16 protein-coding genes are annotated in these 17,611 nt (G+C 71.4%); 12 read left to right on the forward strand and 4 right to left on the reverse strand.

What is annotated here, in order from left to right:
- The first annotated feature begins 1 nt into the window (after position 1).
- The 6 genes from JHW41_RS01040 (at position 2) to JHW41_RS01065 (ending at position 4,567) form a co-directional block, all read left to right on the forward strand.
- Positions 2-739, forward strand: a complete 738-nt coding sequence (locus JHW41_RS01040; protein WP_057949558.1) for a FliH/SctL family protein — start codon at positions 2-4, stop codon at positions 737-739.
- Between the two features lie 61 nt (positions 740-800).
- Positions 801-2,153 (forward strand): FliI/YscN family ATPase, encoded by a 1,353-nt coding sequence (locus JHW41_RS01045; protein WP_078997020.1) that lies wholly within the window; start codon positions 801-803, stop codon positions 2,151-2,153.
- On the forward strand, positions 2,150-2,656 hold the full coding sequence (locus tag JHW41_RS01050) for a hypothetical protein (RefSeq protein WP_250448725.1): 507 nt from the start codon (positions 2,150-2,152) through the stop codon (positions 2,654-2,656). Before JHW41_RS01045 ends, JHW41_RS01050 begins: the two co-directional genes overlap by 4 nt.
- A 7-nt stretch (positions 2,657-2,663) precedes the next feature.
- Positions 2,664-3,452, forward strand: coding sequence for a hypothetical protein (locus JHW41_RS01055; RefSeq protein ID WP_057949556.1), 789 nt, complete (start codon positions 2,664-2,666; stop codon positions 3,450-3,452).
- Between the two features lie 78 nt (positions 3,453-3,530).
- Complete coding sequence (locus JHW41_RS01060; RefSeq protein WP_078997018.1) at positions 3,531-3,995, forward strand: hypothetical protein; 465 nt, start codon at positions 3,531-3,533, stop codon at positions 3,993-3,995.
- A 215-nt stretch (positions 3,996-4,210) separates the two neighbouring features.
- The gene (locus tag JHW41_RS01065; RefSeq protein ID WP_057949554.1) at positions 4,211-4,567 is read left to right on the forward strand and encodes a hypothetical protein; all 357 of its coding nucleotides are present in this window, start codon (positions 4,211-4,213) and stop codon (positions 4,565-4,567) included.
- Here JHW41_RS01065 and JHW41_RS01070 read toward each other — a convergent pair.
- Positions 4,554-4,928: a hypothetical protein gene (locus JHW41_RS01070; RefSeq protein ID WP_250448726.1), complete on the reverse strand. Its 375-nt coding sequence runs from the start codon at positions 4,926-4,928 to the stop codon at positions 4,554-4,556. The genes JHW41_RS01065 and JHW41_RS01070 overlap by 14 nt on opposite strands.
- Between JHW41_RS01070 and JHW41_RS01075 the strand changes: the two genes are divergently transcribed.
- Positions 4,915-5,661, forward strand: coding sequence for a DUF6683 family protein (locus tag JHW41_RS01075; RefSeq protein ID WP_250448727.1), 747 nt, complete (start codon positions 4,915-4,917; stop codon positions 5,659-5,661). The genes JHW41_RS01070 and JHW41_RS01075 overlap by 14 nt on opposite strands.
- Positions 5,662-5,725: 64 nt before the next feature.
- Here JHW41_RS01075 and JHW41_RS01080 read toward each other — a convergent pair whose 3' ends face one another.
- Positions 5,726-7,000: a hypothetical protein gene (locus JHW41_RS01080; RefSeq protein WP_250448728.1), complete on the reverse strand. Its 1,275-nt coding sequence runs from the start codon at positions 6,998-7,000 to the stop codon at positions 5,726-5,728.
- Between the two features lie 478 nt (positions 7,001-7,478).
- Here JHW41_RS01080 and JHW41_RS01085 point away from each other — a divergent pair, with 478 nt between their 5' ends.
- On the forward strand, positions 7,479-8,591 hold the full coding sequence (locus tag JHW41_RS01085; protein ID WP_250448729.1) for an acyltransferase family protein: 1,113 nt from the start codon (positions 7,479-7,481) through the stop codon (positions 8,589-8,591).
- A gap of 614 nt (positions 8,592-9,205) precedes the next feature.
- Here the strand turns inward: JHW41_RS01085 and JHW41_RS01090 are convergent.
- Entirely contained in the window at positions 9,206-10,477 is a 1,272-nt protein-coding gene (locus JHW41_RS01090; protein ID WP_250448730.1) for an MFS transporter, read from the reverse strand.
- A gap of 442 nt (positions 10,478-10,919) precedes the next feature.
- Between JHW41_RS01090 and JHW41_RS01095 the strand changes: the two genes are divergently transcribed.
- Positions 10,920-11,144, forward strand: a complete 225-nt coding sequence (locus JHW41_RS01095) for a hypothetical protein (protein ID WP_057949550.1) — start codon at positions 10,920-10,922, stop codon at positions 11,142-11,144.
- A gap of 135 nt (positions 11,145-11,279) precedes the next feature.
- Here JHW41_RS01095 and JHW41_RS01100 read toward each other — a convergent pair whose 3' ends face one another.
- Positions 11,280-12,425 carry a glycosyltransferase family 4 protein gene (locus tag JHW41_RS01100; RefSeq protein ID WP_250448731.1) on the reverse strand — a complete coding sequence of 382 codons (1,146 nt, stop codon included), beginning with the start codon at positions 12,423-12,425 and terminating at the stop codon, positions 11,280-11,282.
- A 341-nt stretch (positions 12,426-12,766) separates the two neighbouring features.
- On the opposite strand from JHW41_RS01100, the gene JHW41_RS01105 reads away from it, so the two are divergent.
- The 3 genes from JHW41_RS01105 to JHW41_RS01115 all read left to right on the forward strand — a co-directional run bounded on the left by JHW41_RS01105 (position 12,767) and on the right by JHW41_RS01115 (position 17,536).
- Positions 12,767-13,123, forward strand: coding sequence for an ArsR/SmtB family transcription factor (locus tag JHW41_RS01105; RefSeq protein WP_057949548.1), 357 nt, complete (start codon positions 12,767-12,769; stop codon positions 13,121-13,123).
- 884 nt (positions 13,124-14,007) lie between these two features.
- Complete coding sequence (locus JHW41_RS01110; protein WP_250448732.1) at positions 14,008-16,800, forward strand: TonB-dependent receptor; 2,793 nt, start codon at positions 14,008-14,010, stop codon at positions 16,798-16,800.
- Positions 16,801-17,110: 310 nt separating this feature from the next.
- The gene (locus JHW41_RS01115; RefSeq protein ID WP_078997893.1) at positions 17,111-17,536 is read left to right on the forward strand and encodes a YciI family protein; all 426 of its coding nucleotides are present in this window, start codon (positions 17,111-17,113) and stop codon (positions 17,534-17,536) included.
- Positions 17,537-17,611: the final 75 nt, after the last annotated feature.

Here is a 17,611-nt window from a genome sequence, read left to right on the forward strand (position 1 = left end):
CATGCCCGCCGATCCGCTCCGCCACGAAGCCCCGTCCGCCGCCGGCGCGAGCAACGTCGCCGACCTGACGGCGCGGCGCGACCTCGGCCGCGCCGCGGGCACGGTGGCGGTGTTCGAGCGCAAGCAGTTCGAGCGCGCGCTGGCCGGCACCGTGGTGCCGGCGCAGCAGTGGAGCCAGGTGGTCGAGATGGACCAGACCCTGGCCCGGGTCAACGCGCTCTACGACCAGGCCGGCGACGAGATCCAGCAGGCGCGCGAGGCCGGCTACGCCGCCGGTTTCGCCGAGGGCCTGGCGCGCGCGCAGCAGCAGATGGCGCAGCAGTTGGCCGACCTCAACGAGCGTCGCGCGCGGGTGCTGGCCGACGCCGGCAGCCGCGTGACCGAGCTGGCCTGCGCGATCGTGGCGCGGATCTCGCCCGAATTCGACGCGCGCGCGGTGGTGCCGCCGCTGGTCATGCAGGCGGTGGAGGCCGCGCAGGCCGAACAGTTCCTGTTGATCCGCGTGCACCCCAGCGTGCGCGAGGAAGTGGCCCAGGGCCTGGGCCTGGTGCGCCAGGCGCATCCGGTGGTGGGCGTGATCGAACTGGTCGACGACGAAAGCCTCGACAAGCTCAGCTGCGTGGTGGTGTCGGAAGTCGGCGAAGTGCGCGCCGGCGTGGCCCAGCAGATCGAGGCGATCCGGATCGCGCTGTCCGGCGCCGAATACGGTGCCGAACACGGCGCGGAGCACGGTGGATGAGCCCGCGCGCGCCGCTGTCGATGGCCACCGCCGCGCGCGCCGAGACGCCGGAGCGCGCGCGATGAGCAGCCTGCCGCGCACCGTATTGCAGCCGGCGCCCGCGCCGGTGCAGATCGATCCGTTGATCGCCGCACTCGCGCGCGTGCCCAGCGTGGTGCGCGTGGGCAAGGTCGCCGAGGCCTACGGCACGATGATCCGCGCCACCGGCCTGAAGGCGATGATCGGCGAGCTGTGCGAACTGCGCAGCCCGCGCGACCGTAGTTTCCGCCTCGCCGCCGAAGTGGTCGGCGTGTCGCGCCAGTACACCCTGCTGACGCCGCTGGGCGCGCTCGACGGCGTCGCCCACGACACCGAGGTGATCGCCACCGGCCGCCAGGCCTCGGTGCGCTGCGGCGAGGGTCTGCTCGGCCGCATCCTCGACGCCAACGGCGACGCCATCGACGGCCGCGGCGGCTTCGGCCCGACCGTGCAGATGCCGATCTACGCCGCCTCGCCCAATCCGCTCGCGCGGCAATTGATCGACCGCCCGTTCGCCACCGGCGTGCGCGCGCTAGACACCGTCATCACCGCCGGCGTCGGCCAGCGCCTGGGCATCTTCGCCGTCGCCGGCGGCGGCAAGAGCACCTTGCTCGGCATGCTCGCGCGCGGCGGCGACGCCGACGTCAACGTGATCGCCCTGGTCGGCGAGCGCGGCCGCGAGGTCAACGAGTTCATCCACGACAATCTCGGCGAGGAAGGGCTCAAGAAATCGATCATCGTGGTCGCCACCTCCGACCGCCCGGCGCTGGAGCGCAGCCGCGCCGCCTGGGTCGCCACCGCCATCGCCGAATACTTCCGCGACCGCGGCAAGCGGGTGATGCTGCTGGTGGATTCGGTCACCCGCTTCGCCCGCGCGCTGCGCGACGTCGGCCTCGCCATCGGCGAGCCGCCGGCGCGGCGCGGCTTCCCGCCGTCGGTGTTCAGCCAGATGCCGCGCCTGTTCGAGCGCGCCGGCAACAACGACAAGGGCTCGATCACCGCGTTCTACACCGTGCTGATGGAAGGCGAGGACGGCGACGACCCGGTCGCCGAGGAAGTGCGTTCGATCCTCGACGGCCACATCGTGCTCTCGCGCAAGCTCGCCGCCGCCTACCACTACCCGGCCATCGACGTGCTGGTGAGCCTGAGCCGGACCATGCCGCGCGTGGCCGACGAAGCGCACCAGCGCGCCGCCGGCCAGCTGCGCAAGTACCTGGCCAAGCACCAGGACATCGAGCTGTTGCTGCAACTGGGCGAGTACAAGCGCGGGAGCGACGCCGACGCCGACATCGCGATCGAGAAGATCGAGCCGATCCGCAAGCTGCTCAAGCAATCGTCCAACGATCTGGCCGATTACAAGCAATCCATCGACGCGCTGCGCAGGTTGTTCGGATGAACAAGCAACGCTTCCCCCTGGCCACGCTGCTGCAGCTGCGCGAGCACCGCGTCGAGACCGCGCGCGCGCTGGTGATGGAGCACCAGGCGCAGGTGCAGGCGCGGCGCGAGGCCTGCACCGCGATCGAGGGCGAGATCGTCGCCTTGAACCAGGAGCGCGCCAGCCAGCGCCTGCGCCTGCTCGATCCGCCGCCGGCGGGCGTGCCGTGGGCGATGGCGATGGCCCAGCGCGAGTCGCACGTCGATCATCTGGCCGAACTGGCCAACGCCGCGCGCCAGCGCCTGGCCGACGCGCAGGGCAAGCTGCGCGAGGCCGAGGCCGCGCTGGACGAGGCGCGCAAGGCCTTCTTCCGCGCCAAGTCGCGGCTGGAAGCGCTGGAGAAACGCCGCGACGTGTGGCGCAAGGAACAAAGCGCGATCGCCCAGCGCCGCGAGGAAGCGCAGTCGGCCGACCTGCTGCTGGCCGCGCGGCAACGTTCCACCCACCACAACTCCCCCTTCTGAGGTCGCCATGAGCACGATCCGCAACAGCTCCGCGAACGAAGACGCCAAGCGCGCCCAACAGCTCGCCCAGGAAGCGCAGTTGTCCGACCGCCAGCGCGCCGCGCGCCAGTCCGCGCCGGCCGAGTCGGTCGACCAGTTCCGCGAACTGATGCAGCAGCGCCAGGCGGTGGGCCAGAAGGGCGAACAGACCCTCGGCGCCCAGCCCGAGGACGGTCAGTACGCCGCCGGCGACGCCGCCGCGCAGGCCCTGCGCGGGCGCCAGCAGAACGCGCTGGAGCGTGGCCGCAACCAATACGCGCAGGACCAGACCGCGCAGAACCAGGCCGCCCAGGGCCAGGCGCGGCAGCACGGGGTCGAGCAGAAATCGCGCGACGAGCAGCGCTATTCGGTCGGCTTCGACCGCGGCGGCGGCGACGGGCAGTCGTCCGAGCAGTCCGGCCTGTGGCTGGCGCAGCAGGCGATGCGCGCCGACCAGACCGCGCCGATGCAGGCGCCCGCGCCGACCTCCAACGCGGCCGCCTTCGCCGAACTGGTCGAGCGCCACGTGCGCCAACTCGCGGTCGGCGGCGGCGGCGCCGACGGCGGCGACGGCCAGGTGCTGCTGCGCCTGTCCGACCAGACCCTGCCGGGCACCGACCTGTTGCTGAGCAAGACCGCCGACGGCTGGCAGCTGCGCGCGGATTCGCGTTCGCGCTCCAGCTACGACGCGATCCGCGAGGCCGGTCCCGAGCTGATGCGCCGCTTCGCCGAGCGCAACCTCGGCCGGCTCAGCATCGACCCGCATTTCCACGACTGAACGCGGTCGCCCGGCGCCGTCGCGGCCGGCCGGGCCGCCCCGCCCTCTATGGACAACCCTGCAGGAGCGCATCGCCCCATGTCATCCCAAGCCAACACCGCCGCCGACGGCCGCCAGTTCATCGACCAGCTGGAGGCCTCGTTGCGAGAGCAGCCGAACCTGGATGCGGCCGATCGCGACTTCCTGCTCAAGCACTTCCGCGACGCGTTCGAGAACGCGGAAGCCGGCGGCCGCGGTTTCGACCGCCAGGCCTGGGCCGACAGCGTGGCCGAGCTGGGTTTGGGCCAGGCCGAACAGGAGGCGCTGCTGGGCAAGTTCGACCAGGCCTTCGGCGGCCAGGACAACGAAGCCCGCGACCTGGGCGAGGAGTTCGTACGCCGGCTGGCCCGCGACGGCGAAGCCGGCGCGCACGCCTGGCTGCACGAGCAGATCGGCCAGATCAAGCGCAGCCGCGGCGCCAGCGCCGCGGTGCAGGTGGTGCAGGGCCTGCCGCCGCAGATCGGCAAGGTCGCCGCGGCGCGCAAGCCCGGCCCCTGGGGCTGACCCCGAGGCGGACCCTGGGGTCAACCCTAGCTAGGGCACGCCCCGACTTACGGTGCGCCGGCGGGCATGGAGAATGCGGATGTAAGCCGTAACCGCACCGCCGGACGGACGCTCGCCCACCTGGCGGGCCGGCGCCGGAACCCGATCGAACCACCCGAACCGAACTGATCCGATCCGCCTTCCGGCGGACCAACGAACCCACAGGGAGCAACGAAATGTCCACCTCCGATCTCGGCATTTCCATGACCAACGAGCGCATCGCCTCGGGCGAAGCTCGCAGCACCAGCGGCGTCAAGGCCGCCAAGGGCGGTTCCTGGTTCGAGGTGCTGGCCGCCGCGCTCGGCGACATCCTCGGCGACCGCGTCAACGCGATGATGGACGCCAAGAACCGCATGGTCGAGAACTACAAGGAAACCCTCGATCCGAAGAGCGGCGAGCAGCAGTCCAAGGAATACATGCGCGCGATGACCGACTTCCAGACCCAGAGCCAGATCTTCGGTATCGAGAGCAACGCGATCAAGAGCGCGCTCGATTCCATCGGCAACGGCCTGAAGGAAATCAGCAAGCGCTGAACGGCCTGCGCGCGCCGGTCGCGCGCGAGCCCGGAAGTGTGCGCCCGGCGGCTTGCGCCGCCGCGAAAGAACGCCAAGCTTGCCGCTTGGCGTTCTTCGTTTTTGCGCCCGCGGCGATGCGCCGCGACGCGGCGGGCCGAAGGAGGTGTGCGATGCGCGATCGAGCGAGCGTGGAACGGGGCGGGTCGGCGATGGGCCTTGAGTCGCGGGCCGTGGGCATGCGGGTCCGGACGCCGCAGATCGACGGCTGGCCGGCGCGATGCCTGCGGGCCTGTCGTTCGAACTTGCGCGCGGCGACGGCGCGATCCGTAGCGCTTTTGGCTGCCGCAGCGCGCGCGAAGCCGCTCGTGGCTGCGGCCATCGGCTGCGTCCTGGCCGCGCCGGTGCAGGCCCAGTTCGACGCCGCCGGACAGGCGGTGTTGATGCACCAGCATCAAGTCCATACCGGCAACGTGCTGTCGGCCGAGCAGGGCGCGCTCAACGCCGGCCGCGGCCGCGCCGCGCCGGGCGCGGTCGCGGCGAGCAGCGTGTGGTCGCAGTCGCTGACCGCGCTTGCGCGCGGCGCCGCGGGCGCCGCCGCCGCGCCGGATTCGGCCCTGCGTTTTCGCCGCGATCCCGCGCTGAGCGCGCGGGTCCAGGGCGAGCAGGCCGGCGTCGCGCTGAAAGGCTTGTCGATGACGCCGGCGCAGATGCGCGAGCGCTTCGACGCGCTGCTGCTGCGTTACGGCTACGCGCGCGACGATCTCGGCGACGTCGCCGCCGCCTATCTTGCGATGGCCTGGGAAGTCGCCAACGACCGCAACGCCAAGGACGTGCCCGGCGGCGAAGCCGGGTTGCGCAAGCAATTGCGCCGCGCCTTGCTCGCCAGCCCGGGGCTGCGCTCGCTCAGCGATGCGCAGAAGCAGGAACTGGCCGAGCGCCTGGCCTATGCGGCGATGCGCCACGGCGTGAGCTACGAGGTGTATCGGCAGACCGGTGCGCGCCAGGAGTTGGTGTCGCTCGGCGAGCGCGTGCGTCGCGAGGTCGAGCGCCAGGGGCTGGATCTGCGTCGCTACGAACTGGTCGGCGGCCAGGGACTGAGCGCGCGGCGCTGAGGGCGCGCGGCGCGCCGGCGGCCGTCTCGCCGATCCGGCGACGCTTGTGCCGGCGCGATGTCGCTCAGGGACGCTTGTTGATCCGTCGCCCCAGCCACCACGCGCCGGCGGCGATCGCGACGCCGAGCGCCAGCGCCGCGCCGCTGCCGCCGGTCTGGATTCGCTGGCTGTCGAAGCTGCCGCCCGGCAGCAGCAGGACCACCGCCATCGCCAGGCACACGTAGGCGACCACGGTCAGCACCCAGAACAGCCACTGCAGCGCGCGCACGGCCTCGACTTCGGGCGTGTCGTCGTGGCTGGGGCGGTGGGCGCCGCCGCGGCCGAAGCGCCACAGCCAGTGGGTCAGGGTGGCGCCGGAGACGCGGCCGCGGCCGGGCGCGCGCCGCGCCGCGGTGTCGCCGGTGTAGACCGATGCGTTCGGACCGTCGCCGCGCTGCTGCACGGCGCGGTCGTTGAGCGCCGCCGGCAGATTGCGCGGATCGTTGCTGGTGGTGTGGGTGCCGACCGCCGGCAGCGCGGCCGCGGTTTCCGACGGCGGCGCCGCGGCGGCCGCGGCGGTGTTGCCGGCCACCGCGTGGGTGCCGGCCGGCAGGCGCGCGAGCAAGGCTTGCTGGGCGATCAACGCGTCCTGCGACAGCGCCGCCGCGGCCGGCGAGCCGGCGACGGCGTTGGGAACGACATTGGCGGCGGCGAGGGTCGAAGCCGGCGCGGCGCTGAGTTGGGCGGTGGTGGCGGCGCCGTGCGCGGCGGCGCCCGCGGCCGCGCCGCCGGCGCTGCCGCCGCCGGGCAACGCGCCGCCGACCGCGGCCGGCAGCGACTGGCCCTGTGCGCCGGCGCTGGCGGCCGAACTCGCCGCGGCCGGCACCGCGCCGCGATCGAGCAGTGCGTACTGGGCGGCGTTGAAGGCGCGTTCGGACAGGGTCGGCGCCGGGTATTGGGTCGGCGCGGGGCCGTTGCCGAACGGGTGGTTGTAGGCGCTCGGCGAGGAGCCCTGCAGCATGCGGCTGAGCGGATTGTCGGGATTGATCAGCGGCGCGTTGCTGCCCGGCGCGGGCGCGGTGCCGACCGGCGTGTTGCCCAGGCCGCCGCCGGGCAGCCCCGGTGTGCCGGGCGTACCCGGCAGGCCGCCCGGGCCCTGGCCGTTGGAGCCGGGCAGATTGTTGGACGGCAGGCGCGGCGATTGCGGATCGTTGTCGCCCTCCCCGGGCGCCGACGGCATCCCCGGGAGGCCGGGGCCGTTCCCGCCCAGCAACGGCAGGCCGCCGGGCAGGCCGGACGCGCCGCCGCCCAGGCCCGACAGCAGGTTGCCCAGGGGATTGCTCGGGAAGTCGATGGACATGGCCGCACCCGCACGCGCGATCGCCCGTTGCCGCAGGGACGTTGCTGCGACGGTAGCGCCGCGCCGCGGCCGCGGCATCCTCGGGGCGGCCCTAGGTCGGCGCGACCGATCGTGCGTCTTGACGGTGCCGCGCCGGGTTGCGCCAGGTCGCGCGCATCGGTCGCGCGCCTGGGCCGAATGCATCGATGAAGACCCGCCGACGAAACACGCGCGGATGAAAAACGCATCGACGAACGCGCTGCGCGAACGCGTCCCACAAAAGATTCTTGTATGCGGCGAAAGCCGCGTTTGCAGCGCGCCGGATGCGCGCGCATTCGACTTCGCAAACGTGGCAACGCAGCCGCGTTGCGCGCGTATTTCGTCTTGTTGCGCGCTTCGCCCGCGCGCACACTGTGTCCGCGTTCGCGGCCCGCGATGCAAGGTCGCCAGGCGAACGCGGCACCGACGTCCGCAACGCTCCCACACACCAGGAACCAAGATGAGCCGACTGCCCGGCCTCGATCTGCTGCGCGCGATCGCGATCGTTTGGGTGATGTTCTTCCACGCCGCCGGCCAGGGTCTGGGCTCGCCGTGGATGCCGATGTCGCAGTTCGGCTGGATGGGCGTGGATCTGTTCTTCGCCCTCAGCGGCTACCTGATCGGCTGGCAGATGTTGCGTCCGCTGAGCGAGGGCCGCCGGCTCGATTTCAAGGACTTCTACCTGCGCCGCGCGCTGCGCGTGCTGCCGGCGTTCTGGACGGTGCTGGCGTTGTACCTGCTGTGGCCGGCGTTCCGCGAGCGGCCCGGGCTGGAGTCGGGCTGGCAGTTCTTCAGCTTCACCTTGAACCTGCTGATCGACTACGAACGCAACAAGGCGTTCTCGCACGCCTGGTCGCTGTGCGTGGAAGAGCATTTCTATCTGCTGTTTCCGTTGCTGGCGATCGCGCTGACGCGGCGGCCGGCGTTGTGGAAGGGCGTCGCCGCGGTGATCGCGCTGACGCTGGCCGGCATCGCGCTGCGCGCCTGGGTATGGAACGGCCTCGACGACAACGCCAACCATTGGGTCGAGCGCATTTACTACCCGACCTGGATGCGCCTGGATGGACTGCTGTTCGGCGTCGCGCTGGCGGCGCTGCGCGCGTACCGGCCGCGCGCGTGGGCGGCGATGATGCGGCGCTCGGGCTGGCTCGCGCTGGCCGGCGTGGCGGTGCTGGCGGCGGCGATGTGGATCTCGCGCGAGCGCCTGGGCTTCGCCGCCTCGGTGTTCGGCTTCCCGCTGATCTCGCTGGCGATGGCGCTTCTGGTCGCCGCCGGCGCGTCCGAACAGCGCTGGACCGGCCGCCTGCGCATCCCCGGCGCCGGCTGGCTGGCGGCGGCGTCCTTCAGCCTGTACCTGGTGCACAAGGGCATGTTCGCGCTGATGGCCGGCGCGTTCGGCGAAGCGCTGGACGCGCGACCGCTGCTGGCCTTCTGCGCCTATGCCGCCGCCGCGCTGGCCGGCGGCGCATTGCTGCACTACAGCGTGGAGCGCCCGTTCCTGCGCCTGCGCGACGGCCTGATCCGCAGTCGCCGCGCGACGTCGCCGACGGCGAGCGAAGCGGCCGCGGCCTGATACACAGCGCAGGCGTTGCAGACGCCAAGATCTGCGTCGATCCGAATCTCAGCCGACTCAACCGGCCGCCGGATTTGCGCCAGCTCGAATCGCCGCGAATCCGAATCCGCCCCATTCCGGCGAAACCCGGAATCCAGTTTGCCGTTGTCTCCAGCCGTTAGTTGTTCGCTGTTCGCTTTGACGCAACCCCAAGCAAAGCCGATGTTCCGCAGCCCCGGAGGGCGTGCGCATGGATGCGCACGCGCGCCATGGGGCAGGATGCCCCTTATGGCGCGGCCCCGCGCCGCTGCGAGCCATAATGGCTCTTGATCCGAAAAAACAAGGCCTTTTCTTTGGTTACTTTCTTTGTGGCTTAAGACAAAGAAAGTGACCCGGCCGCTTGCGGACGGAAGCCCTTGATCTTCGCTTGCAACCAAGCGCACGCACACGCAAAGGCGAACCCCACCGCGGCACGCCCCCTGTAGGAGCGGCGCAAGCCGCGACCGCGCCACCGCAAACACCGTGAAAGTTACGACGTAGTTGCGTTGTCGCGGTCGCGGCTCGCGCCGCTCCTACAGTCGGATACGCGACTGCACAAATACGGAAGCAACCCTAAAACCCCAACCCACCCGCCCTCAACCACGCCCACCCTCCGCCGCGAACGCCCCCCGCAGCGCCACCGCCGCCGCCACCGCCCCCAGCGCCGCCAATCCCACCGGCCACGCCGCCGCCGGCCACCCGGCCGCCTGGACCACGCTGCCGAACAACGACGGCCCGATCACTTGGCCCAGGTAGCTGCCCTGCATCAACAGGCCGACCGCGATCGCGATCCGGCCCGGATCGCGTTCCAACTCGGCGGCGCCGCCGATGGTGGAAGCCGGCAACAACCCGCCGGCCAGCGCGAACAGCACGCACAGGCCGTAGGCGACGGTCGCGGGCAGCGGCAGCGCGAACACCGCCGCAGCCGACAGGCCCATCGTCGCGCTGGCGAGCGCGATCAAGCGCCAGCGCCGCGTGCCGCGGCGCAGCAGCGCGCCGGCGGCGAGGTTGCCGAGCACGTTGGCGCCGATCGCCGCGCCGCTGAGCAGGCCGGCGCCGGCGGCGTCGACCTGCATGCGCTGCATCAGCAAGGTCGGCAGGAAGCTCAGCAGCGCGTAGAACTGCAGCGCGTACAGCGCGAACGCCAGCGCCAGCAGCAACGGGCCGCGCGCGCCGGCCACCGCCCACGCGTCGGCGGCGATCGCCCGCCACGGCCGCGCGGCCGCGGCGCGCGCGGCCTGCGCCGACGGCGCGCGCACTGCCCAGTGCAGGGCCAGCGCCGCCGCCGCGCACAACAGCGCATTGAGTTCCCAATATCCGCGCCAGCCGTCCAGGGCGGCGCCGGTGGCCAGCGCCAGGGCCATGCCGGCGGGCATGTAGCAACTCCAGATCGCGAACACCACCGCGCGGTCGCGCGCCTGCGACAGCCGCTGCAGCACGCTCGCGCCGGCGACCGCGAACAGCAGGAAGCCGGCGCCTTCGAGCACGCGGGTGGCCATCAGCGCCGTCAGGCTGTCGGCCTGGCTGCCGAGCGCGCTGCCCAGCGCCATCGCCGCCAGCCCGGCGACCTGCAGGCGACGGTCGCCCAGCCGCGCCACCAGCGCCCCGGCCGGCACGCTGGCGAACAGCCCGAGCAGGCCGAACACCGCCATCAGCCAGCCGCCGGCGCGCAGGTCCAGGCCGAGGTCGGCGCGCAGCGCGGGCAGGGCGATGGCGGTCTTGCCGACTTGCAGCGCGGCGATCAGCCCCGCGCCGAACACCGCGGCGACCGCGCGCCAGTCGGTCGAGGCGGCGTCCGCCTGGGCCGGGCGGTCGGGCGCCGTGTCGCTGGGCGGCTGCGCAGAGAAGGGCAGGGACGTCGATTTCATGCGCGCGGACCGGGTCGGAAACATGGCCGCCAGGGTGGGACCTCAAGCCCGCTTGAGGTCAATGCGGCGCGGGTGGAACGGTGTGGGGCCGCCAGTGAGCGCACGGGTGCGGGCAAGGCCGCTTCGACTCCCCTGCGCGCTGCTCCTGGCCCTGCCCCCAGCCCCGACCGCGCAGTTGCTGCATCAGAAGCGTGACTGAACTCGCATTTTCTGTATATTTTTGGTGATCGAAGGTGGGGCCGGGTGTCCGCACTGCGTTCGTACATAGGAGTGTCGGGAGGCCGGCGGCCTGCGATGGGGATCGCAGCCGGGCGGCGTCCCTCCGATCCGTCCCGCACCCCCCGGCGGCGGCGGAATGTCCACCACCACCATCGCGGCGGCTTCGGCCGCGCGTGCGTCACCAAGGGCGGGCCGGTCCCGCCGTTGCCAGGGGAGCCAATCGATGCACCGAACCCGCGCCGAACTCGACGGCGATCTGTGCCAACTCACCGCGGCGTTGCCGCTGTGGCGGCGTCATTGGAGCGACGACGCGGTGTTCTGGCCGCGCGTGGACAGCCTGATCGAACGCTTGCTGACCGTGACCCCGCGCGACGACCGCTGCCGAGTGGTTTCGCACATCAACCGCATCATCGCCGCGCAAGGGCTGGAACACGCGCCTTACGAGTGAGGCGCGACGAGCGGCGCGGAGCGCCGAACAGCGAGGAACCTGGTGCACAGGCATTGGGAGAGAGCGAAAGCGCAGTTTCGCTCTCTCCCAACGCCTGTCCGCTGTCTCCGCAGCGCCGCCATCCCCGCGGCGACCTCAGCGGTCGCTGCGCTTGAGCAACTCGTCGAGCAACGCGCCCACGCGCGCGGCGTAGGCGTTGGGGGCGAAGCGCTGGGCGAAGGCGCGGCGCTGCTCGGCGTTGCCGACCACCGATTCGCGGCTGAGCCGGATCATCAACTGGGCCAGCTGCGGGCGGTCGTGCGGGTCGAAGCGCGGCATGTCGACCGGCGCCACTTCCTCCAGCGCGCCGCCCTCGGCCACCGCCACCGGGGTGCCGGCGGCCAGCGCCTCCAGCACCGGCAGGCCGAAGCCTTCGGCATAGGAGGGTTGCCACAGCCGTTCGGCGTCGTAGTACAGCCGCGCCAGTTCGTCGTCGGCGACGCGCTCGAACCAGTGCACGCCGTTGAGCCGTTGCAGTTCCGCGGGCACGTCGGCGGGCGAGCCGACCACGACCAGGTCGGGGGTGTCGTAATGCTGGCGGCGCGCGTCCAGCCACGCGCGCAGGAACAGGTCGGCGTTGCGGCGCGGCTCGCGCGTGCCGACCAGCAGCCAGTAGCGCGGCGGCAGCGGCTGGCCCAGGCGGCTGCGCTCGGCCGGCGCCGGCATCGGCGCCACCGCGTCGGGCAACACGTAGAGCTTGTGCGCATGCGCCGGATACAGCCGGCCGCACTCGGCGGTGGTATAGCGCGAGGGCGTCCAGATCGCGTCGGCGCTGGCGATGGAATGGCCGATCGCCGCCTCGTCGAGCATGCGCGCGGCCAGCGCGCGCAGCGGCGAGGACTTCGGCCGGCGCAGGGTCAGCTTGAACAGATCGTGCAGCAGCAGCACCTGGCGCACCGACGCCGGCTTGCGCCACACCGGCAGGCCGCCTTCGGCCGCGGCGATGTAGACGTCGACCTGTTCGGCGCGCAGCGCCGCGGGCAGGAAGCCGGCCTCGAAGCGCCAGCGCCGGCGCAGGCCGGCGGCCGCACCGACGCTCGCACCGGCGCCCGTCGGGGCGGCCGCGGGCAGGTCGGCGGCGACCGCGATGGCGCGGTGCGGATGGTCGAGCGGCGCTTCGGTGAACAGCACCGTTTCGGTATCCGGCCGGCGCCGCAGCGCGCGCTCCAGCGCCAGCACCTGACGCGCCGGGCCGCTGCCGGGCGCCAGGGTGGCGGCGCGGTAGTCCAGGCCTATGCGCATGCGGCCTCCACGGCAAAGCCCGCGCCGACACGCGGGGGCCGCGCGGCTGCAGGGATCGCGTTGGAGTGGGGAGGCTTCATGGGCGACGCGGGTCCTGGCAGGAAACGACTAACGGGACATGCGGCCGACTCAGCGCCTCTCCATTAGTGCGAACATCGTCACAATTATTATGTGATGAAGTGAGTTTCCGTGAGTCAGCCGCGCCGCGTTCGTTCATGAATTCACTGAACGATTCAAGGCCCGCCGGCAGGTCGCCGGCTGACGGCGCCATCACGGCCGGCTTGACACCCTGCGCGCGCCAGGCATCCACTATCGATGTTATTTAACCTTCTGGTTCAGTTATGCCTGCCGACTCGCTCAGCACCACCTTCGCCGCCCTCGCCGACCCGACCCGGCGCGCGATCCTGGCCCGCCTCGCCAGCGGCGAAGCCGGCGTGACCGAACTGGCCGAACCGTTCCAGATGAGCCTGCCGGCGATCTCCAAGCACATCAAAGTGCTCGAGCGCGCCGGCTTGGTCGCGCGCAGCCGCAGCGCGCAGTGGCGGCCGTGCCGGCTGGAGACCGCGCGCCTGCGCGAAGTGTCGGGCTGGCTCGACGAGTACCGCCAGTTGTGGGACGAGCGCCTGCAGCGGCTCGACGACTACCTGACCCAACTGCAGGCCGCGCCCGGTGCGCCGCATGACGATCCGCCGGCCTGAACCTGCCGCGTCCGCATCGACCTCGCGCGTTCGCGCCGCGGTGGAGCGCGCGCATGGCTGACGCCGGCCGGCCCGCGCGTGCACGTTCCGCCGCGGCCGGCGGCGCGGCGGCCGCGCCGACACGCGCGCCGTGCTGCGGCTTGCCGAGTCCGTTGGCCAGCGCGATCAAGACGACGGTGGCGTTGTCGGCGAGCGCTTCCGCCGCGACGCTTCCGGTTTCGGTTCGTCGCGATCCGAGCGCGAAGCCTCGGGGCTGAAGTTCCTGCCACACGAGCCCGCGGTTGTGGGAGGGCCTTCAGGCCCGACGCAGTTGGTTCAATTCGCCGCGATCTGATCGGAAAGCGTCGGGGCTAAAGCCCCTCCCACACGAGCCTGCAGTGTCGCGCGACTTTGCCGATTCGGTAATCGCCGATGACGCACTTGCACAAACATCCAGCGCGCGATGCATGCGAATGCGGGCGTCGTCGCGCTGCGCGCTAACTGATCGCGCAAGACAGTCGTCACCGCGCATGATGCGGCGCGCGCCGCCGGGCATCCGTTGGACATACTCCGCAAAGTTTCGCGCGCGCTAAACGGAACTGCGTCGAAGTACCGCGCGGACGTCGCGTATTAACGTCGCTGCACGCGTCTCCCACGCGCCGAGGGAGTGCGCCGCGTCGCCACACACGCTTGAACAATGCATCGACTCATCCGGGGACTCCACGCCGCGCGCCGCGCGGCGATCGACACTTCGCGCGATCGCGCACACGCGGCGCATCGTTCGCGATGTCCGCGCGCAGCCTTCGCGCTCGATGCGCTCAACGGCGCTCGCTGAGGTTTTCGACACTGCCGTCGTCCTTCGCAGCACATTCCCAGGGAATCCACTCAACAGGAGCCAGCCGCTCATGCCGCACGCCACTTTCAGCCGCGCGCCCTTGAACAAAGCGATCCGCCGCGCGCTGTTCGCCGCCGCCGTCGCCAGCCTCGCGCCGGCCGCGGCGCAGGCGCAGGACGCCAACGCCGCGCAGACCACCACGCTCGACCGCATCGAGGTCACCGGCTCCAACATCAGCCGCGGCGACATGGAGACCGCCTCGCCGGTGCAGTCGATCACCCGCCAGGAGATCGACCGCAGCGGCAAGGCGACCTTGGCCGAATACCTGCAGACGCTGACCTCCGACGGCGCCGGCTCGGTGCCGCGCACCTACGGCACCGGCTTCGCTTCCGGCGGCTCCGGCGTGTCGCTGCGCGGCCTAGGCGCGGGTTCCACGCTGGTGCTGCTCAATGGCCGCCGCATGGCGCCGTACGGCCTCGCCGACGACGGCCAGAAAGTGTTCACCGACCTCAGCGTGATCCCGATGGACGCGGTCGAGCGGGTCGAGATCCTCAAGGACGGCGCCTCGGCGATCTACGGCTCCGACGCCATCGCCGGCGTGGTCAACATCATCCTGCGCAAGGAATTCAAGGGCGTGTCGGTGCGCAGCAGCTACGGCGTGTCCGGCGAAGGCGACGGCCAGATGGCCAAGGCCTCGGCGACGTTCGGCTTCGGCAGCCTCAACGACGACCGCTACAACGTCTACTTCAACATCGAAGGCGGCCAGACCGACGAGATCCGCGTCGCCGACCGCCGCGACCGCAAGTGGATCGGCACCGGCGACGCGCGCCGCTGGGGCTACAGCCAGACCAAGCGTTTCATGAACGGTTTCATCCTCGGCGACGACGCCTCGCCGTCGCCGGCCGGCAGCGTGCGCAATCCGATCACCGGCCAGTACCAGTCGCTGCCGGGCTGCGCGCAGTTCTCGCCGATCACGCCGCAGGACCCGAACGGCGGCTGCCTGTGGCAGTCGGGCCAGTTCAACAGCCTGGCGCCGGAAGAGAAGTACGTGAACCTGTTCGGCCGCGGCACCTTCGCGCTGTTGGACAACTTCGAGGTCTATGTCGAGGCCGGCTATTCGCGCAAGAAGAGCACCTTCCACAACACGCCCAACAGCGTGTCCGGCGCGTGGGGCTATCCCGGCGGCCCGGTCAACGCCGATTCCGGCGACGGCGCGGTGGTGCTGGGGCCGAACCATCCCGACAACCCGTTCCCGGGCCAGGCGGTGAACCTGCGTTATTCGGCGTTCGACGTCGGCCCGCGCATCATCCGCGGCGACAGCGAATTCAGCCGCGTGCTGGCCGGGATCAAGGGCACCGCCGGCGGCTGGGACCTGGACGTGGCCTACCTGCATTCGGAAAGCGAACTGACCAACACCCGCGACGGCTACCTGCGCTACAGCGCGGTGCGCGACGCGCTGACCAACGGCACCGGCCCCGGCGGCTGGTGGCGGATCGGCCAGAACGCCAACCTCAACAACCAGGCGCTGTACGACTACATCTCGCCGACCATCCACGCCGACGGCAAGACCACGCTGGACCTGTTCGACATCAAGGGCTCGCGTTCGCTGACCGAACTCAAGGGCGGCTCGCTCGGCATCGCCTTCGGCGCGGAGTGGCGCCGGCAGAAGGCGCAGCTCGATCCGCAGACCTACACCGACACCGGCGACATCATCGGCCTGGGCTATTCGGCGTATCGCGGCACCCAGGAAGTCGCCGCGGCCTACGCCGAGATGGTGGCGCCGGTGCTGGAGAGCCTGGAGCTGTCGGCGGCGGTGCGTTACGACAGCTACAAGGGCGGCGACAGCGCGACCACGCCGAAGGTCGGCATCAAGTGGAAGCCGCTGCAGCAGCTGGCGCTGCGCGCGACCTACGCCGAAGGTTTCCGCGCGCCGAACCCGGCCGAGTCGGGCAAGGGCGGCCTGGCCGGCTTCACCGCCTCCGCCGACCCGGTGCGCTGCCCCGGCGGCAACCCGGCGGCGGGCGCGAGCGTGCGCGACTGCGACATCCAGATCGCGGTGATCACCAGCCCCAACCCCGATCTCAAGGCCGAGGAATCCAAGAGCTACACCCTGGGCCTGGTGTTCGAGCCGACCAGCAACACCACCATCACCCTCGACGGTTGGGAGATCAAGCGCAGCAACGAGATCAACGTCGAGACCACCTCGGCCGCGGTCGCCGCCGGCCGGGTGGTGCGCAGCGACAACAACCTGCCGGGCATTCCCAATTCCGGCACCCTGCTGGCGGCGCAGGCCGCCTACGTAAACTCGGCCTCGACCACGGTGCGCGGCATCGACCTGGACGTGCGCCAGGGCTTCGAGCTGGGCGGCTACGGCAAGCTCAACCTCGACCTGCAGTGGAGCCACATCAGCACCTACGAGCGCGAGGAAGAGGACGGCACCACGTTCGAGTACGCCGGCACCCACGGCAACTGCGACGTGACCAACTGCATCGGCACGCCGAAGGACAAGATCAACCTCGGCGCGACCTGGGAGATCGGCAATTTCGCCCTCAGCGGCGTGGCCAACTACATCGCCGACTTCAAGAACGTGACCGCCGAAGGCAACGCCTGCGCCAGCCGCTACGCCGACGGCACCCCGGCGCCGGGCAACGGCTGCCGGATCCCGTCGTTCACCACCTTCGACCTGTCCGGGCGCTGGCGCGCGAAGGACGGCGTGGAAGTGTTCGGCTCGGTGCAGAACCTGACCGACAAGATCGCGCCGCTGGATCCGCTGACCTACGGCGCGATCAACTACAACCCGATGCATTCCAGCGGCGCGATCGGCCGCTACTTCACCGTGGGGGTCAAGTACGACTTCCAGTAACCCATCCGCCCGCCGCTGACGGGCGAACCTGTCGGCCCACCCTCCAGTAAGCCGTTCTCCAGCCGTTTCGGGCTGTTCCGGCCCGCTCCGCGTTCGCGGGGCGGGCCTTTCTTTGTTGTGGGAGGGCCTTCAGGCCCGATGCCTTTCGGTCAGGTCGCCGCGATCGGAAACAAAAGCATCGGGCCTGAAGGCCCTCCCACAACCGCATGAAGCCATGCCGCTCTCCGGCCGGCCCATGTCGATCCCCGCCGCCCCGGTTCGTCGCTCCGTCAAGGCCGGCGCTCCGCCGGCCGCGACGAGGACCACGACCATGAAATTCATGCTGATCGTCAAGGCCACGCCCGACAGCGAGGCCGGGGTCATGCCCGGCACCGAGCTGCTGGCCGCGATGGGCGCCTACAACGAAGAACTGGTGCGGGCCGGCGTGCTGCTGGCCGGCGAGGGCCTGCATCCGAGCGCGCGCGGCGCCCGGGTGTATTTCGACGGCCGCGCGCGGCGGGTGGCGGACGGGCCGTTCGATGCGCCCGGCGAACTGATCGCCGGCTTCTGGCTGATCCAGGCGCGCTCGCTGGAAGAGGCGGTGGAATGGGTCAAGCGCGTGCCCAACCCGGACGGCGCGCAATCGCAGATCGAGATCCGCCGGGTGTTCGATGCGGCCGACTTCGGCGAGGCGCTGACGCCGGAGCTGCAGGCGGCCGAAGCGCGGCTGCGCGAGCAGGTAGCCGGCCGGCATTGAACCTGCGGGAAAGGCCTGCGCCGCGGCGCAGGCCGATGCCGTGGGAGGGCCTTCAGGCCCGACGCCTTTGTTGCA

The organism is Lysobacter enzymogenes (assembly GCF_023617245.1).
Classification (GTDB): Bacteria; Pseudomonadota; Gammaproteobacteria; order Xanthomonadales; family Xanthomonadaceae; genus Lysobacter; species Lysobacter yananisis.

Bases quoted from the DNA above. Each gene is read 5' to 3' on its own strand.
- JHW41_RS01040 (WP_057949558.1), top strand. From the start codon at position 2: ATGCCCGCCGATCCGCTCCGCCACGAAGCCCCGTCCGCCGCCGGCGCG.
- JHW41_RS01045 (WP_078997020.1), top strand. From the start codon at position 801: ATGAGCAGCCTGCCGCGCACCGTATTGCAGCCGGCGCCCGCGCCGGTG.
- JHW41_RS01050 (WP_250448725.1), top strand. From the start codon at position 2,150: ATGAACAAGCAACGCTTCCCCCTGGCCACGCTGCTGCAGCTGCGCGAG.
- JHW41_RS01055 (WP_057949556.1), top strand. From the start codon at position 2,664: ATGAGCACGATCCGCAACAGCTCCGCGAACGAAGACGCCAAGCGCGCC.
- JHW41_RS01060 (WP_078997018.1), top strand. From the start codon at position 3,531: ATGTCATCCCAAGCCAACACCGCCGCCGACGGCCGCCAGTTCATCGAC.
- JHW41_RS01065 (WP_057949554.1), top strand. From the start codon at position 4,211: ATGTCCACCTCCGATCTCGGCATTTCCATGACCAACGAGCGCATCGCC.
- JHW41_RS01070 (WP_250448726.1), bottom strand. From the start codon at position 4,928: ATGGCCGCAGCCACGAGCGGCTTCGCGCGCGCTGCGGCAGCCAAAAGC.
- JHW41_RS01080 (WP_250448728.1), bottom strand. From the start codon at position 7,000: ATGTCCATCGACTTCCCGAGCAATCCCCTGGGCAACCTGCTGTCGGGC.
- JHW41_RS01085 (WP_250448729.1), top strand. From the start codon at position 7,479: ATGAGCCGACTGCCCGGCCTCGATCTGCTGCGCGCGATCGCGATCGTT.
- JHW41_RS01090 (WP_250448730.1), bottom strand. From the start codon at position 10,477: ATGAAATCGACGTCCCTGCCCTTCTCTGCGCAGCCGCCCAGCGACACG.
- JHW41_RS01095 (WP_057949550.1), top strand. From the start codon at position 10,920: ATGCACCGAACCCGCGCCGAACTCGACGGCGATCTGTGCCAACTCACC.
- JHW41_RS01100 (WP_250448731.1), bottom strand. From the start codon at position 12,425: ATGCGCATAGGCCTGGACTACCGCGCCGCCACCCTGGCGCCCGGCAGC.
- JHW41_RS01105 (WP_057949548.1), top strand. From the start codon at position 12,767: ATGCCTGCCGACTCGCTCAGCACCACCTTCGCCGCCCTCGCCGACCCG.
- JHW41_RS01110 (WP_250448732.1), top strand. From the start codon at position 14,008: ATGCCGCACGCCACTTTCAGCCGCGCGCCCTTGAACAAAGCGATCCGC.
- JHW41_RS01115 (WP_078997893.1), top strand. From the start codon at position 17,111: ATGAAATTCATGCTGATCGTCAAGGCCACGCCCGACAGCGAGGCCGGG.